General features: G+C 38.7%; 14 protein-coding genes and 1 pseudogene. 10 read left to right on the top strand and 5 right to left on the bottom strand.

The features are described 5' to 3' along the window. Window positions 1-101: 101 nt before the first annotated feature. The 5 genes from BTO23_RS11880 (at window position 102) to uhpC (ending at window position 6,657) form a co-directional block, all read left to right on the top strand. The gene (locus BTO23_RS11880) at window positions 102-956 is read left to right on the top strand and encodes a nuclear transport factor 2 family protein (RefSeq protein ID WP_172794730.1); all 855 of its coding nucleotides are present in this window, start codon (window positions 102-104) and stop codon (window positions 954-956) included. A gap of 699 nt (window positions 957-1,655) precedes the next feature. Next, window positions 1,656-3,050 carry a hexose-6-phosphate:phosphate antiporter gene (uhpT, locus tag BTO23_RS11875; protein ID WP_060991944.1) on the top strand — a complete coding sequence of 465 codons (1,395 nt, stop codon included), beginning with the start codon at window positions 1,656-1,658 and terminating at the stop codon, window positions 3,048-3,050. 153 nt (window positions 3,051-3,203) lie between these two features. Continuing rightward, window positions 3,204-3,812: a response regulator transcription factor UhpA gene (gene uhpA / locus BTO23_RS11870; RefSeq protein ID WP_105063615.1), complete on the top strand. Its 609-nt coding sequence runs from the start codon at window positions 3,204-3,206 to the stop codon at window positions 3,810-3,812. Beyond that, window positions 3,812-5,308 (top strand): signal transduction histidine-protein kinase/phosphatase UhpB, encoded by a 1,497-nt coding sequence (uhpB, locus tag BTO23_RS11865; RefSeq protein ID WP_060991943.1) that lies wholly within the window; start codon window positions 3,812-3,814, stop codon window positions 5,306-5,308. Before uhpA ends, uhpB begins: the two co-directional genes overlap by 1 nt. A gap of 8 nt (window positions 5,309-5,316) precedes the next feature. After that, window positions 5,317-6,657, top strand: coding sequence for an MFS transporter (uhpC, locus tag BTO23_RS11860; protein ID WP_105063614.1), 1,341 nt, complete (start codon window positions 5,317-5,319; stop codon window positions 6,655-6,657). A gap of 124 nt (window positions 6,658-6,781) precedes the next feature. Here the strand turns inward: uhpC and BTO23_RS11855 are convergent, their stop codons facing one another. From BTO23_RS11855 to BTO23_RS11845, 3 genes are all read right to left on the bottom strand, one after another. Then, window positions 6,782-7,573, bottom strand: a complete 792-nt coding sequence (locus BTO23_RS11855; protein ID WP_105063613.1) for a hypothetical protein — start codon at window positions 7,571-7,573, stop codon at window positions 6,782-6,784. Next, complete coding sequence (locus BTO23_RS11850) at window positions 7,570-9,090, bottom strand: NAD(P)-binding protein (RefSeq protein WP_105063612.1); 1,521 nt, start codon at window positions 9,088-9,090, stop codon at window positions 7,570-7,572. Before BTO23_RS11850 ends, BTO23_RS11855 begins: the two co-directional genes overlap by 4 nt. Before the next feature lie 84 nt (window positions 9,091-9,174). Further along, window positions 9,175-9,579, bottom strand: a complete 405-nt coding sequence (locus BTO23_RS11845; protein ID WP_425427825.1) for a hypothetical protein — start codon at window positions 9,577-9,579, stop codon at window positions 9,175-9,177. Between the two features lie 512 nt (window positions 9,580-10,091). Between BTO23_RS11845 and manA the strand changes: the two genes are divergently transcribed. Both manA and BTO23_RS11835 read left to right on the top strand, forming a co-directional pair. After that, the gene (gene manA / locus BTO23_RS11840; RefSeq protein WP_105063611.1) at window positions 10,092-11,297 is read left to right on the top strand and encodes a mannose-6-phosphate isomerase, class I; all 1,206 of its coding nucleotides are present in this window, start codon (window positions 10,092-10,094) and stop codon (window positions 11,295-11,297) included. Between the two features lie 97 nt (window positions 11,298-11,394). Beyond that, the gene (locus BTO23_RS11835) at window positions 11,395-12,360 is read left to right on the top strand and encodes a LysR family transcriptional regulator (protein ID WP_060991937.1); all 966 of its coding nucleotides are present in this window, start codon (window positions 11,395-11,397) and stop codon (window positions 12,358-12,360) included. A 20-nt stretch (window positions 12,361-12,380) separates the two neighbouring features. Here BTO23_RS11835 and BTO23_RS11830 read toward each other — a convergent pair whose 3' ends face one another. After that, window positions 12,381-13,271: an AraC family transcriptional regulator gene (locus BTO23_RS11830; protein ID WP_061012316.1), complete on the bottom strand. Its 891-nt coding sequence runs from the start codon at window positions 13,269-13,271 to the stop codon at window positions 12,381-12,383. Between the two features lie 180 nt (window positions 13,272-13,451). Between BTO23_RS11830 and BTO23_RS11825 the strand changes: the two genes are divergently transcribed. Then, window positions 13,452-14,657 carry a sugar efflux transporter gene (locus BTO23_RS11825; RefSeq protein WP_105063610.1) on the top strand — a complete coding sequence of 402 codons (1,206 nt, stop codon included), beginning with the start codon at window positions 13,452-13,454 and terminating at the stop codon, window positions 14,655-14,657. Window positions 14,658-14,805: 148 nt separating this feature from the next. Here the strand turns inward: BTO23_RS11825 and BTO23_RS11820 are convergent, their stop codons facing one another. Then, the gene (locus BTO23_RS11820; RefSeq protein WP_105063609.1) at window positions 14,806-15,996 is read right to left on the bottom strand and encodes an MFS transporter; all 1,191 of its coding nucleotides are present in this window, start codon (window positions 15,994-15,996) and stop codon (window positions 14,806-14,808) included. Window positions 15,997-16,182: 186 nt separating this feature from the next. Between BTO23_RS11820 and BTO23_RS11815 the strand changes: the two genes are divergently transcribed. Continuing rightward, on the top strand, window positions 16,183-17,064 hold the full coding sequence (locus BTO23_RS11815) for a LysR family transcriptional regulator (RefSeq protein ID WP_105063608.1): 882 nt from the start codon (window positions 16,183-16,185) through the stop codon (window positions 17,062-17,064). Window positions 17,065-17,201: 137 nt separating this feature from the next. Beyond that, window positions 17,202-17,393, top strand: a pseudogene (locus tag BTO23_RS11810) (LysR family transcriptional regulator); the annotation flags it as partial. Window positions 17,394-17,865 lie beyond the last annotated feature (472 nt).

Here is a 17,865-nt window from a genome sequence, read left to right as displayed (position 1 = left end):
TTCGATATTCACCATTTTTAAGCCCATATCCACTCTGCACAGCTCGTTGGAATGTCTCTATTATTGTTCTCAAGCCAACAGAGGACAACAAAATGAAAAACATGACAACTAAAATCAAACACACTGTATTAGCAACAAGCATTCTAAGCCTAACCGCAGCTGCAAACACAGAGACACCAAAGCAACCAACCAATAAAGACAAAGCGGTAGCGGTAATTTCAAGTATTGAAACGGGTAATCCAGAGGCTATTAATTACATTAATTCAAACAAATACATTCAGCATAACCTTGCAGTTGGAGATGGCTTAGCAGGCTTTGGGGAAGTATTACAGCAATTACCAAAAGGGAGCGCCAAAGCCAATGTGATTCGTGCTCTGCAAGATGGAGATTACGTAATAACTCAAACTGAATACAATTTCTTTGGACCCAAAGTGGGCTTTGATGTGTTCCGCTTTGAAGAGGGGAAAATCGTCGAGCATTGGGACAACTTACAAGAAATTGCCCCTAAAAACTCAAGTGGTCGCACGCAATTAGATGGCACAACTACCATAACGGATTTAGATAAAACAGAAGAAAACAAAGCGATTGTGGCTGATTTCGTAAACACCATTTTAATGAATGGCGACATGGCGAAAATTAATCAATTTATTGATAACGAAGACGATGCTTACTTACAGCATAACCCTAATATTGCAGATGGATTGAGTGGTTTAGGCATCGCGTTAGGTGAATTGACAAAAGCAAATATGCCAATGTCATATACAACTAATCATAAAGTATTCGGAGAAGGTAATTTCGTACTTTCTATCAGTGAAGGGATATTCATGAACAAGCACGTGGCTTTTTATGACTTATTTCGCCTAGATAACGGTAAGATCGTAGAACATTGGGACACGGTTGAAGCAATTTCTGAAGAAAAAGAATGGAAAAACACTAACGGTAAATTTGGGTTTTAACTAAGATACCTAGCAAATAAATAGCCTACACTTTAAAGGATGAAAGAGTCTCTTTTTCATCCTTTTTAGGGCTAAAACTTATCCATAACATCACCACTAAGTTAATCAAAACTAAACTCTAGTTTTAAATTATTAAATTTAATTAAACAAATAAAACAAATAACCTCTCTTTACTGACTATTTGAGAGGACGTGTTATGTGCGATTTAAATGAAGATTTTGAAGACTTAGAAATCACCTTCACCCCATCAGAAATTAGAATGCTCGGCTGGGATGACAAAGAATGGCTCATCGAAAGTATCACTTTTATAGCATCAATCTGTATGATTATTTATCTCTATTGCTCCTGAATCACATCATCAAATTCAATATTTTAAAATGCCTTCGTAAAAAACGATAGCTGTTCTTTGAATTATTGAATTTGATGCTGTTCACGCTAAAAATGTAATCTTTCCCATCTAATAACTAGCCAGCAAAGTCACAGCAATCGCTTCACTCTCTTTTAAAGCCCAACAATGTGACTCTTTTCACGCTTTCTATACGCTCCGTTCATTTCTAAGAATTTTTCCTAGTCATTCTAAGACCCTCTCTCATGCAGCCCTTCTCTCCACTCTCTACTATTTCACCCAATCCAATATATAAAGAGCGCATAAGGATTAACTTCTTATGCATACCCTCATACATTATAAGAGAGTTCACAATGTTAAAGTTCCTAGAGCAGGTTAGAAAACCGACACTAGATCTTCCGGTAGAAGTCAGAAGAAAGATGTGGTTTAAACCTTTCCTACAATCTTACTTAGTCGTGTTTATTGGTTATCTAACCATGTATTTAATTCGTAAGAACTTCAATGTCGCACAAAACGACATGATTTCAACTTACGGATTATCGATGACAGAACTTGGCTTGATTGGCCTTGGATTTTCAATTACTTACGGCATTGGTAAAACGGTTGTTTCCTATTATGCCGATGGTAAAAACACCAAACAATTCTTACCTTTCATGCTTATTCTTTCTGGTTTAGCGATGCTAGGATTCAGTTTCAGCATGGGCGGCGGCAGTGCCAGTTTATTCATGATGGTTGCCTTTTACGCTTTGAGCGGTTTCTTCCAGAGTACAGGTGGGCCATCAAGTTATTCCACCATCACTAAATGGACACCACGTAATAAACGCGGTTCATATTTAGGTCTATGGAACATGTCTCATAATGTCGGTGGTGCTGGTGCTGCTGGTGTCGCTCTATTTGGTGCTAACTACTTTTTTAACGGCAACGTTATTGGTATGTTCGTTTTCCCTTCTATTATCGCGATCATCGTTGGTTTTATTGGAATGCGTTTTGGTAATGACTCTCCAGAAGCTTACGGCCTAGGTACGGTAGAAGAACTTTTTGATGAAGAAATCAGTGAAGAAGATACCGCTGCTGAAGAAAGTCAAATGACCAAAAAAGAGATCTTTGTTGAGTACGTACTTAAAAATAAAGTGATCTGGCTACTCTGCTTCGCTAACATTTTCTTATACATTGTTCGTATCGGTATCGATCAATGGTCAACCGTGTACGCATACCAAGAGCTTGGCCTATCAAAAGAAACGGCTATCACAGGCTTCACTTTGTTTGAGGTTGGAGCACTTGTTGGTACGCTAATGTGGGGCTATTTATCCGACCTCGCTAATGGCCGTCGTGCTTTAGTGGCTTGCGTCTCTCTTGGTTTGATCATTGTATCTCTTGAGTTCTATCAAAATGCGACGAGCGAATTCATGTACCTTGGTTCACTCTTTATTCTTGGTTTCTTAGTGTTTGGTCCTCAATTATTGATTGGTGTTGCTGCTGTTGGTTTTGTTCCTAAAAAAGCGATCAGTGTTGCTGATGGTGTTAAAGGCACCTTCGCTTACTTAATTGGTGACAGCTTTGCAAAACTAGGCCTTGGTATGATTGCCGATGGTACCCCTATCTTTGGTCTAACAGGTTGGAAAGGCACATTCGCCGCATTAGATACCTCCGCTGCAATTTGTATTTTCTTACTTCTTTTTGTCGCTATCGCTGAAGAGAAAAAGATCCGTCACGCTAAAAAACTGCACTTAGCTGCACAACAAGCGTAATCAATTTTCGCGCGCTTAACTCACGTAAAGCGCGCGAGATCATACAAATCATCCTATCAATTAAGTATCATTATTCCGTCTTAATATTGATTCTCTTATCACTCCTATCGCTGGAGTTTATTCCGTTTCTCACTCTATACTCTGGTTAATATCATGATTAATGTTGCACTTGTTGATGACCACGTCATTGTCCGTTCTGGTTTCGCCCAATTACTCAGTCTAGAATCTGATATCTCTGTGGTTGGTGAATTCAGCTCTGCAGCAGAGGCTCGCCGTGGACTTCCGAGTTGTCATCCAGATGTCGTTATCTTAGATATTTCAATGCAGGATGAAAGTGGTTTAAGCCTGCTCGAAGATATTCCCTCTGGCATCGCCAGTATTATGCTTAGTGTGCATGACTCTCCCGCTATGGTTGAAAAGTCTTTAGAACTGGGAGCAAAAGGCTATTTAAGTAAACGTTGCAGCCCTGATGAGCTAATCCAAGCCGTTCGAACAGGAGCAAACGGGGGATGTTATCTTACTCCTGACATTGCAATAAAACTCGCAACACCAGTCAAAAGAAACACATCACTCAGCCAGTTAACTCGTCGAGAAAACGAAGTATGTCAATTACTTGCTAATGGATTAGATGTTAGGTCTATCGCAACAGAATTGGGACTAAGCCATAAAACCGTCCATGTGCACCGTGCGAATGCAATGGATAAACTGAGCGTTAAAAACAACGTTGAGTTAGCCAAACTGTTCTCTCAAGACGCTTACTAATGCGAACTTATTTAGCCACTTCTGTTTGTGGCATCTTTATGGCTGGTTGTTCATGGTTTTGCTTGTGGGTCATTGCCTACTATTTCATTAACGATCCTGAACTGGCTATTTTGTTGTTTCCTTTTTCTTTACGATTAGGGATGACACTGCACACACGAACAAGATACTGGCCTGCCATTTACATTGCAGAGTGGGGCCTGACAATTGCTCTCGCTCTTTTACTTAATGAGCCTCAGTGGTTAACCGTCCTCATTGCCAGTGCATTAAGTATCCCTGTAACCTTATTGGCCAAACGCTATTACTACGGTGATCAAAATCGCCATCTATTAGTCATGACAAGCGTTATCATTATCATGGCTTTTATTAATCTTTCTGCCGTTGGTTTCCATGTCTCTTCGATTTATATGGTGTGGTTAGTCAGTATCACTGGTGGTCTTATGTTAGTCCCTATGTGTTATTTAGTCTGGAATTACCTCTTCCAAAACAAATGGGCGCCACTAAGTTCTTACTTAATAAATACCGTTGTTGAATTTAAAATTCGGCATATTGCGCTGTATAGCCTGTTATTTATTGCCAGTATTGTTATACAGACGAGCTTGCCTGAAGAGTTAAGACGCTTTGCTCCTTTTTGTATGGCGATCCCTATTATATTGCTTGCTGTTCGTTACGGTTGGCAAGGTGCATTATTAGCCACACTCTTTAATAGCGTCGCATTAATCGCAGCCCATAGTGGCGTATCTAAATTAGAAATTACCGACTTACTATTATCTCTTTCTGCACAAACCATTACAGGCATATTGCTTGGTTTAGCGGTGCAGAAACAAAAAGATTTAAACCATAAACTACGCAGTGAGCTTTCACGCAATCAAAACCTCTCTCGCCAATTAATTACCGCTGAAGAATCAGTACGTCGTGATATTGCTCGTGAATTACATGATGAAATTGGTCAGAATATTACCGCAATACGAACTCAGGCAAACATCATAAAACGTATTGATGCCGCCGAGATGAGTGTTCGTTGTGCTGATACGATAGAAACACTTTCCTTAAATGTATATGACACCACTAAACGATTATTAACGAAACTAAGACCAAAGATGTTGGATGATCTCGATCTCAAAGAGTCTGTAGAACAACTTATCCGAGAAATGGAATTTTCTGATCATGGCGTTGATATAAACTTAAATTGGCAAGGTGATTACATGTGTTTAAGTGATACGCTCAAAGTCACCATTTTTCGTTTATGCCAAGAGTCATTAAACAACGCTTATAAATATGCAGAGGCCAGTGAGATCCATATTACGCTTATGCTTGATAACCAAGTGACGCTTTTAATTTCTGATAACGGCATTGGTTTTAAAGTGCAAGATTTAATGAAAGGAATGGGCGTTCGCGGTATGCAAGAACGTGTTCAAGCTCTTGGAGGAAAGATGTTAATTAACTCAAACACCCCGCTTTCTGGTACTAAAATCAGCATTGCGTTACCTAAAGTGTGAGTATAGATATGTTTGGATTTTTACGCTCAACCACCTCAAACACCGCACTATTAAGTGAAGAAAAGGTTAACCAAAGCTATCGTTACTGGCGTTTGCATATCATGCTAGGGATGTACGTTGGGTATGCCGGATTTTACTTTACCCGTAAAACCTTTAACTATGCCGCGCCTGCAATGATCACCGATCTAGGTTTAGATAAAGGGGATATAGGTTTAATTGGCACCCTTTTCTATATCACTTATGGTCTTTCAAAGTTTATCTCCGGCACAATTTCTGATCGCTCAAACCCACGCTATTTTATGGGTATAGGCTTAATAGCGACGGGGATAATTAATATCGCTTTTGGTTTTTCTAGCTCTTTAATGGCCTTTATCTCTCTTTGGATGCTGAATGCATGGTTTCAAGGCTGGGGATGGCCTTCATGTTCCAAACTTCTAACCACTTGGTATTCACGCTCAGAGCGTGGGTTTCGTTGGGCAACATGGAACACTGCACATAATATTGGTGGTGCGCTTATCCCAATTTTGGTTGGTTATCTTACTTTGCACTATAGCTGGCGAGCGGGCTTTATTTGGCCCGGTATCATAGGCATTATTATTGGGTTAATTGTGTGTTGGCGTTTACGCGATAAACCAACAACGATGGGATTACCTAGCGTAGGAAAGTGGCGAAATGATCCTTTAGAATTAGCCCAAGAAAATCATGGGCAAGGGCTAAGTTATCGAGAAATATTAAAAACCTATGTATTTAGTAATAAGTATATTTGGTTACTCGCTTTTAGTTATGTGTTGGTTTATATCGTGAGAACCGCGGTCAATGACTGGGGAAATTTATATTTAACCGAAGAGCATAACTACAGTTTAATCAATGCTAACGCTGCATTATCCCTATTTGAAATTGGTGGGTTTATTGGATCGCTCGTTGCGGGTTGGGGTTCTGACAAGTTATTTGCAGGCAACCGTGGACCAATGAATATCTTGTTTGCAATTGGGATCTTCTTATCGGTGTCTGCGTTGTGGTTAATGCCTTTGACTAACTTTGTTTTTCAAGCCGCTGGGCTTTTCTGTATAGGCTTTTTTGTCTTTGGACCTCAAATGTTAATTGGTATGGCAGCAGCAGAATGCTCGCACAAAGATTCCGCAGGAGCAGCGACTGGTTTTGTTGGTCTATTCGCTTATATGGGGGCGGCATTATCTGGTTATCCATTGGCTCTCATTTTAGAAACCTATGGCTGGACAGGCTTCTTCGTCACTATTTCGACATGCGCTGCTGTAATAGGACTTCTTCTTTTACCCTTCTTACAAGCTCAGTCACCCCAGAAAACAATGGATACAAGGCCTCGTTTATAAGCTAGATATCCGACTTCTCCCCTTTAGTATCTCGTGTTTCATTTTCACTATTAATGTCATCACAATGAAGATTGATTTAAGATCTACTCTAGGGGATAAAAGAAATAACGGTCACCTCATTAGATCACATGATGATAAGTCCACTAAAAGAGATAGCAGCAACACAAACTAGAACAATCGATAAACCACATTGAACTCGTGCCGCTGTTACATAACCACTAAAGGATTCAGCAATGACAAAATCCTTCCCTCCCCACTCCCTGAGTTTAAAGTTAAAACAAAGGCTAAGAAACAGAAGATGACTTGCGGTAATTATCCGAGCATGAAAAAAATCATCAGCACTAACAGCAATAGAGAACGATGCAATATGGCAGATAACTAACGTCATTTTGGGTAAAACATGGCGATATTCAACGAATAACAATTGAGTTAACCAAGCACCATAAATGATCATTAACTGCCACGGGGCACTCTTCCCAAAAATCAAAAGTTCACCATCGTTTAGTAATAAAGTTTGTCCACTCCCTCTTATCCAAAACCCAATAGCTAATGCCAAAAATACAGAAAGACACAAGGATAAATACGCACGTTTTTTCCATTGAACCAACATAAAACCAGAGGCTTGAAGAATAAAGAAGGTCACTAACGCTTTATCAATATACTCAACGCTAATCCATTGACTAACAGCGAAAAAACACAACAGATTAAACCCCGTTTCAAGTAATAAGATACGTTTAATCTCATTTGAATTATCAACAGGTTGAATCAAAGGCAAAAAAATAGTAGGAAGTATTAACGTCAACACAAAAGCGATCCAAATAGAGCTTTGAACGAGAAGATAAAATCCATAGCAATAAATAAGACAAATAAGCAAAAACAAGAGGTTGGATAAAGGGGAGTAAAGAATCGTTTTCACACAACCTCCGTAGCCAGTAATGAAGCCTTTATTGATAAATGCTCCATACACAAATTAGCCGTTTCGATACAACGCTCTAATGTCACAGGTACGCGCCATTTTTGTTTCGGGTCATATAAATATTCACCGCTTAAAAAAACGTTAGAATAATGCTCAACAACAAGGGGAAATTGACTTTGTGACGTGGGTTGCGTTAATGCGTGCTGCACAATCCAATAACGACGGTCCCCATCCTCATTACGAATAGGAGGACCGATAAACCAATCAGAATAGTAAGTTTCTGCTTCATTTTTATTAACTATCTTTGCACCTAAACCAATATAAAACCCTTCATAAGTTGGGTCATCCAGTAAACTCAACTCATCAAATAATTGCGCTAATAATTCATCCCTAACTTCTTCTTCATTACACTCGAATACAGGCTTCAAATACATCACACCCATCGCTTTATCCAAATCGGTAGCAGTCACCGATAAACAGACATTACCTTCTTCACGCGTTGTTATGTGATAGCTCAATCCCCATGGTGAATCAAGAACAAGTCCTACCGTTTTATCTTTTAATATTTCAGGCATAGAAGAAAAATGAAATTGAAAGCCATGACTAAATACATAACGATAATCCAACGTCTTACTCACTTCTCCTAATAACGATTGAGTAACATGAGCGGGTAATGCCAATACATAAAAATCAGCCTTAACAGGATCGTTATCTTTAAGTTCAACATAATCAACACGCGTTTTTTTATTATTTGAATGTAAAGCTCTGAGTTCATGCCCTAAATAAAACTGAACCCCTTTTTCTCGTAAGTAATGCGTTAAAGGGGTAATGATGGCATCACCAATCGGTTCTCGAATTCCAAGACTATAAGCTTGCGGGGCATCAGGGTGAAACTCTCCTATTTTATTATTTAATAAATCAAGAACGGATAAGGCAGGTGTATCGTCTGTGCAGCCAATCCAACCTAATAAAACTGGCTGTAAAAATGCAGCTAAGCTAGGCCTTGTTTGATATTCAAAAAATTCACTGACCGTTTTTTTAAGCAATTCACTAGGATTATGGTCACTTTGGATTTGCTTCTTAAACCACAAGATATCAATCAATGAAACTTGAGAATACATCATGGAATACGCCGATTTTGCGTCATCTAATAGCTTATCGATTCCTTTAAAATAAAGACGCTGAAATTGCATTGTTTTGTTTTTCTTTCCCCAATGAAATTGCACTCTATTTTGAGGGTATATAGAATCTAAACAACTGCCTGTACTCGAGGGGATTTCTTTTAAAAAATTAATAAGATGATGGTTTTTAGCAAATAACTGACGATGAGTAAGTTCATGAACCTTTCCATCAATCACTGTACCTCTGCACTTTCCTCCCGTACTCATTTCTTTATCATATATCGCAACTTCGAACCCTTGTTTAACACATTGATGTGCTATCGCTAATCCTGAAATACCCGCACCAAAAATAGCAATTTTAAGTGGTCCTTTTTCTACTTTGCATCTGTTAGTCATAATTTACCTTGAACAAAGAAGCCAGATATTTCTATCTGGCCAAACATAAAATATCTCGTATTAAGAAGACATGAACCCTATAAACTATCGTCTAATATTTACGTGATTAGCGACTTCAAGGCGATACATTTCATGATTTGGTAACTTATTTAATAACGAGTTAATATCTAATTCAAATGGACTATTAACCAATGAGCGACATATAAATACATCATCTCCTACTATCTCTATTTTTGGAGTTGCTCCTTCCCAAACCAATTTTGCTGTTAGGTTTAAATCACTAATATTAATCCCACAATCATAAGTTCGAGATTTAAATACCCCACCTTCAATGTTATAGCCACCAACAAGAGTCACAGGGTGCTGTGCTGTAGGAAAAACCACTGAACCACCTCCTGATGACACATTCTGACCAGGAAAAACAATCGTTCCATTTGCATTAGCAAAAACAGAAGAGCAAAGAGCAAAAAGGCCAATGACGCTATTAATTTTCATTATATATTCTCCATTATATTATTGGGAATGATCCCAAATGAGAACTTATATCAATTAAAAATTTGACGCAACAACATAATATTAAATTTCTTACGAAGAAAATACGCATGAAACCATCACAAAAAACCAGAAACAATACATAAAACATAATGTTAAATAAGCAATATACATTCATAGTGCAAATACTTAATCCGCAAGATAATATGTGAAAAATTTGTACTTGCTTCCATATTTACGATCCTATCTCTGGTTAAAAATCCTCTTTCACTATTAAAAGTTCAACACACTATCTCCATCGAACAAGATTCATTTTCAGATGAGTTTTTTTCAGTGTGACTCTTTTCACGCTTTTTATATCTTCGTGCCATTTCTAAGAATTTTTCTTAACGATTCTAAGACCCTATCTCATGCATTTTTCTATCTACTCCCTAGTATTTCAAATAACCCAACACCACTGAAATCATTTTCTTCCGAATCAATTCGAAGAGTTAACTACGGAAAAATTCATGTCATCAAACCATTTATCACTTCATTCTTTCTTCCCAATGGAAAACAAAATTCAAAACTATGCATGGGGAAGTACGTCTTCTATTCATGATCTATTTGGTTTTGAGAATAAATCATTGCAACCACAAGCAGAAGTATGGATGGGAACCCACCCTAAAGGCTGCTCAATGGTGACATTTGATCAACACTTAATTCCTTTATCTGAGTTAATAAATATCAATAAATCGGCTTATTTGTCCTCTGAGATAGCACAAGAGTTTGGAGATTTATCTTTTTTATTTAAAATTCTCGCGGCAGATAAAGCTTTATCGATTCAGGTTCACCCAAGTAAGAATCAAGCAGAAAAAGGGTTTGAGAAAGAAGAAAAAGCAAAGATCCCGCTTACCGCCGATCATCGAAACTATAAAGACACGAATCATAAACCTGAATTGGTTTACGCACTTACCGACTACCAAGCAATGAATGGGTTTCGTAAATACGATGAGATTATGGGATTTTTTGTAGCCCTAAATATTCTTGAATTAGCAGACCTAGTGAATGATTTTAGTCATGCACTTACACCTCAGGGGTTAAAGACATTTTTCAGCGGTTTATTAACCCTAAGTGAGCAGCGAAAACACAACGCTTTAGATCAATTATTAACCTATGCTCAAGCTCATCAAGATCAAATTGCCTTTGCGTTAATCATAGATCTAAACCACCAATATCCTTATGACGTTGGGCTGTTTTCACCACTGCTTCTTAATGTGATTACCTTACAATCAGGTGAGGCCATGTATTTAAGTGCTAATACACCGCATGCTTACATAAAGGGAACGGGATTAGAGATAATGGCGAACTCCGATAATGTACTGCGTGCAGGCTTAACGCCAAAACACATTGACGTAAATGAACTTGTAGAATGTACCAACTTTATTCCAATTGCCTTTGAAAATTTGATTTTATCTCCCCAAAAAGAAGGGCTATGCGATAACTATCCTATTCCTGTTGGTGATTTTAACTTTGGCATTATCCATTCACCAAAAGAGACAGCAATTGAGGTTCTCGGTGCTGAAATATTAATGGCAATAGACAGTGATTTAGAGCTATGCAACCAAGCTGGCGATGTAATGACACTGCCTAAAGGACACTCTGTTTTTGTACCTGCATATATTGAAAGCTACCTACTAAGCAGTAATGGCCGTGTCGCCAGAGCTTTTAATTAATGAGCTCAAAGTGACATTTACAAAAGTCATAAAATTAAACAACTGATATACTACAATGTAATATCTTTATTTATGATTAATTCCATTAAGAGGTAATATGAAAACACTGGAACAAGAACTTTCTCGGATTGATCTCAACTTACTTGTGCCTCTTAGTGTATTAATTAAAGAGAGAAGTGTATCGCGAGCTGCAGAAAAGCTATTTCTTTCTCAGCCAGCAATGAGTCGCATCTTAGGGCGCCTAAGAGATTTATTTGATGACCCATTGTTTTATCGAGAATCAAATGGCTTGCAGCCGACCGCTAAAACTCTGGAATTAGAAGTGCAACTTGATGCAATTCTCTTTTCGATTGATAGCTTGGTAAATAGCTCTACTTTTTCTGCTGAGCTATGTGAAAAGGCCTTCCGTATATCAACCCCACCACTGATGAGTAAATTGCTTACCGCACCATTGGCCAAAGCCATTTATGATATAGCACCTAAAGTGACACTTGAAGAATACCCCTCAGCCATTGATCCTATTTTATTGTTGAAAGAAGGTCACGTTGATTTCTCTATACACATTCAAGATATCGTTGTCAGTGATGAATATCGCTCAGAAAAGATTGGTTATACTTACCCTGTCATTTATGGCGCTTCAAACCATCCTTTACTGCAAAAAGAAAACATTACGATTAATGATTGTCTTGAATATTCATTTGTAGATTTATCGTTAGACATTCGCTCCACTGGAGAATACCTAAACCCTCTCGATTCAGAACTAGTTAAGCAGGGAAAGAAAAGAGCTGTCGCCCTTAAATCAGGACAACTATCAACATTAATCGAGTCAATTAAAGGGACAGATCGTCTTATTATTGGCGGGCACTTATTAGAAAAAGACTCTATTTTAGATTCAAATTTCACGGCAATAAAAGCTTTTGATACTGAGCCATATATGGTCAATATTTACCTAATTGAACACAGAAGAACGCTAACCAGTGCTCCTCATTGTTGGTTAAAGTCGGTAATTACAGAATCTATTAGTTCAAATTTTTCTCTTCCAAAATCACTCATGGATCGATGAGATAAACAGACATCGTAATACTAATTAAATCGACGTCGAAACTCTGTCGGCGTCATGATTTTTAGCTCTTTAAATTGGCGATTGAAATTAGAAATGTTTTTAAAGCCTGTTTGTTCAGCCACCAGAGTGATTGGTAAGTTAGTACTCGCTAGCAATTCACACGCTTTTCCTATTCGATATTGCTTTAGGTGGTCAGAAAAACTCATCCCATAATGCTTCTCAAACATTCGATAAGCCGAACTTTCACTCATGTGTAATTTCTTACACAAGTCGGCAATTTTAATCCCATCACCATAATAATTTTCGATATAACGAGAAGCTCGCTCTATACGTTGGTTTACTTCTGAATCTTCTGATACTTGCTTAATACGATAAGGCGTAGTTGATAACTTTTTTGCTGCTATATCGTCAGAAAGACAGATCAACACTTCGATAATTTTTATCGCTTGATAATGGCGTTCTAACCCTTTTATTTCATTAAGCAATCTAGATACTTTTTTCGCAAGATCTGAGCTAAAAGAAAGGCCATACGCGGAGTTATCCAACAATCGCTTAATGTTTCTCGCCTCTGGCAACACCACCTGTAAACGCTCTACCCAATGATGAGCAAACCACACGATAACGGTATGGTGATTGTTCAAACGCTCTGATTTTATACTTCGCCCTGCCACCATATGTGGCAAGCCTGGCCCATAAAGTAATAACGTGTTGTTATTAACTTCACCAATGGAATCTCCAGCAAAATAATTGCCTTGAAACTCTTCTTCAGGATCAAGGTACAGCACCAATTCATATTCAGAATGATAGTGCCAAGAGCAAGTAAACTCACTCTCTTTCACACTGCAATGAAACTCTCTAAATAACCAATCAAAACTGGGTTGATCTTGGATATGCTCTTTAAATGGTTTCATTGCCATTCCTAAATATGGGTAAGATGTCAGGCTATCGCGATGAGTCTTATCTGTCAAAGAGACCTTATAAAATGAATGAATAGTATTAGAGGTAGCTCGAATAACATCAATCACCACAGTCATGATTGAGTAGACTACCCATAAATCAAATATCCTCCTTATTCGTTTTGGAATTACACTATGTACAAAGATAAAACCTCTTTATTGTTTATTTTTACTGCTTTTGTTACTGGGCTTTGCGGCGCCTTTTTTTATCCATTATCGAGCCTATTTATTGTCGAAGAACTTGGCGCATCACCAATGATGCTCAGTCTTTATATGACGCTTGCAGTAAGTAGTTCTGTGTTTGTCTCTCACTTTATTGCCAAACGCTCAGACAGCCATTGGAACCGCAAAACCATCCTAATTGTATCGCTCACTAGCTATTTATTATTGGTATCTAGTTTTGTTGTAGTGCGAGATTATTGGTTAGCCGTAACGGTTGCAGTTGTGTTTGGTAGTGTAAGTGGCGCTTCATTTGGTCAATTATTTGCATTAGGCCGAGAATATGGCGATAGACACATAGCTAACAGCACAAACTTTTTAGCTACCATGCGAGCAGGGCTTGCTATTGCGTGGGTATTTGGTCCTCCTGCCGCATTTATGCTTAAAGCACAATTTGGCTTTAGTGCCGCGTTTGCAGTATCAGCAGTCACAGTATCTGTCGCTGTCTTGATCGTCGCTAAATTCATTCCTGATAATGTGGTAAGTAAAGAAGAACGAAGTGCAGTGAGTACAGAACATAAACCATTAGGCCGTATGGTTGTTCTATACTGCTTTATCATTGTATTTGCCTTTTCTGCCAACAATTTATACATCACCAGTATGCCTTTATATCTTTCACAAGAACTACAAGTAAATGTGAGTTGGTTAGGCTTGATGTTTGGTATGGCGGCAGCCTGCGAGATCCCAGTAATGCTTGCTGCAGGTAAAATGGCTGAAAAATTAGGGACAATTAGAGTGATAATTCTTGGTGTTATCTCTGGTGCTTTTTTCTTTCTTGTTATGCTATCAAGTACGAGTTTTACCTCAATGCTTATTGCTCAAATATTAAATGGGTTCTTTATTGGTGTTTGTGCAACGCTAGGTATGGTGGCATTACAAGATATGATGAAAGACCGATTAGGTACTGCGTCTACCCTTTTCTCAAACATGTTAAATATCAGTGTGTTGGTATCAAGCGTGATGGTGGGTGTGGTGGGTGAGTTATACAACTACTACAGCGCACTGTATTTATGCTTTGTTGGTGCTGTTATAGCTGCGGTGTTGTTGATTGTATTTGAAATACTAGAGAAGAAACAGAAGATAATGATTGAAGGCCAATGCGCGGTGGCGGGAGAGGTTTAGGGTTCACACTGTGTAAGCTTTGGGGTAATAGCTAACCTGCTACTGCCCCAAAATAGCTTAGAGTTGTTATCCACTAAAAATGGAGTTCCTCCTCATACTCCACTTGCAAAATTACCAACAAACAATAGTCAAATTTAAAAAATTTTGTTTACGCTAATTTAAGCGCTTCGCATTTTTCTTCGTTACGACGGTCTAGTCGACCACTATAACGAGTGAGAGCTAGTGCAATAAGAACAATGATAGCGCCAACCCATGGCGTATGCATAAGTCCTGCTTTCGCAACAATCAAGCCGCCTCCCCAAGAACCAAGAGCAATACCCACATTAAAAGCAGCAATATTAAATCCAGAAGCTACATCAACAGCATCAGGAGTATGTTTCTCTGCTAGTTTTACGACATACACTTGCAGCCCTGGAACATTCCCAAAGGCAAACGCTCCCCAAACTAAGATAGTCGCCACTGCTGCAATAGGGTGAACTGCAGTAAAATTAAATACGACTAAGATAGCAGCTAAACCTGAAAAAATGATAGTCAGCGCTTTGATTGGACCAATTTTATCCGCCATTTTCCCGCCAAAAATGTTACCAACAGCGACAGAAACACCATACACCAACATAATTAAACTAATAGCGCTAGGGTTGAATCCTGAAACTTGCTCTAAAATAGGGGCAAGGAACGTAAATGCAGTAAATGTCCCACCGTAGCCTAATGCCGTGATGGCATAGACCAATAGTAATCGTGGTTGTGTTAGTACCTTCAGTTGTGAAGATAGTTTTGACACTGGAGGTTGTTTAAGGTTATTCGGTACTAAGAAAGCACTACCAATTAACGCGACTAAACCTAAAACGGCCACAATAAGGAACGTTGACTGCCAACCAAAAGCTTGACCGATATAAGTACCAAGTGGAACACCAGTGACTAATGCTACAGTTAAACCTGTAAACATAATAGCAATGGCACTGGCCGCCTTTTCTTTAGAAACTAAACCTGTAGCGATAGTCGAACCAATAGAGAAGAACACACCATGTGCTAAACCCGTCAAAATTCGGGCAGCGATTAAGGTGCTATAGCTAGGAGCTTGCCATGCGAGTAGATTACCTGCGACAAAAAGAGACATGACGCTTAGTAATACGTGCTTTCGATTCCATTTACCCGTAAGCGCAGTTAAAACTGGCGCGCCAATGGCAACACCAAGGGCGTAAAGACTAACTAAAAGCCCTGCGGATGGTAAAGAGACGTTTAAGTCGGTAGCCATTGTTGGGAGCAACCCAACAATAACAAATTCTGTTGTTCCTATAGCAAAGGCGCTGAGCGTCAATGCAAGAAGTGCTAAGGGCATAATTTACTCACTTATATTTAGTATTATATAGAGCGATATGAGGTGAAGTTGATTACCTGTGATACCGCGATCTGTTTCAATGAAGGCATTATGCTTGGAACAATAGTTGAGAAAAATAGAGGCTTTAACAAAAGATATTTGTTATATATGCAATAAAAGATAGTAAAAAACAGAAAAAGGAATGATATGAGAACTCGGTCTGACGATTTAGAAATATTGTTGACGGTAGTCGATAGTGGCGGATTTACGGCAGCTGCAGAGGCATTAGATATTCAAGTTGCTCGTGTATCAAGAGCGGTGAGTAAGGTAGAAAAACAACTTGGGGTCTCGATTCTTAACCGAACAACTAGGCGAGTAGAGTTAACCGACGAAGGGCGTCAATTTATAGAGTCGGTACGAGTTGGATTAATTAAGATCCAACTAGCAGAGGAAGAGATCATCACTCGCGGCGAGTTACCAAAAGGGCGCTTACGAGTAGATGCGGCCAGTCCATTTGTTTTCCATCAGCTCATACCTCTAATACAAGCATTTAATCAAGAATACCCACATATCGATTTGGAACTCACTTCTAATGAAGGTTTTGTTGACCTATTGGAAAAGAAAACCGACTTAGCGATTAGAATTGGTGTTCTCAATGACTCGACACTTCATGCTCGATTACTTGGACGCAGTTTATTATATATTGTTGCTACTCCTGATTATTTATCACATAGGGGGATTCCAAAGAAATGCAGTGATTTAGTTAAGCATGACACAATTGGATTTACGGGGCCTAAAATTCTCAATGTCTGGCCTTTGAAAGGTTTTGAATCGTTAAGTCCCATACTGACATCTAGTAATGGAGAAACCGTTCGACAACTAACTTTAGCTGGTAATGGTATCGCTTGTTTATCGGGTTTTATGGTTAAGAAAGATATTGAAGAAGGACGGTTAATTACGCTATTAGAGAGTGAGAAGCTGACAAGTACAGGGAGAGAACAAATTAATGCAGTGTTCTATAAATCATCATCTGTTGCAAAACGTATCTCAGCATTTATTGATTTTATTCAACCTAAGTTAACACTATAGTTCGATAATATAAACGAATGATCTCACTTGCTTGCGCTAACCATTCGTATCAACCAATAAGTGCCTCTCTCTGCTTCATCAAACTAAAAAAATGCCAGTCAACTTAACTGACTGGCATTACCCACAATAGAGCGGTTGAATGTACGTCTCTTGTGTCGCTAATGTCTATGGTTGTTACTAGTAATTGCATTGCGGTGGTGACCGAGAGTATCGCAACAACATTTGCCGATAAGCTGGATATACAGGTACTAGATTGTCCATTTACGTCCAAGCCTGTTAACTATCGCTTACTAACCCATAATCGAGAGCGACAAAGCCCGGCAAATATGTGTAATTTAGAAAACGAAGCAGTACCAATTATTGATGCTTATTGGGAAGGTCCATACTCATCAGATGCGTTAAAGAAACTTAAGGAAATTAAGGAACATTGTCTCTATCAAATTTACGGCAGTCACCCTGTCTATGGCTGTGATAGTTTGCTTTACATTGGTATGTCAAAGAGAGATGAAATTTTCATACGACTTGAGGAGCATACTTGGATTCAAAACCAAGCTGATCTTTGTCAAATTTACATTGCTTCCTGCGGAAATTTTGCTGGCTGGAAAGCTTGGAACAAGGATGAGAGAAAACGATATGATCGCTACGACTTCAAGAGCATTACGCTGTCAGCTATCGAATCACTATTAATCTATGCACACCAGCCGAGCTACACTAGTGCGGGATTAAAGTCGACGTCTTTTGCGGCAAAACCATTTCGCCTGTTCAATACGGGAAAAAGAGCATTGTTGCTACCAGAAATAA

It is taken from the genome of Aliivibrio sifiae, assembly GCF_002954715.1.
GTDB lineage: Bacteria > Pseudomonadota > Gammaproteobacteria > Enterobacterales > Vibrionaceae > Aliivibrio > Aliivibrio sifiae.
This window is presented reverse-complemented; position numbering and strand designations above follow the sequence as displayed.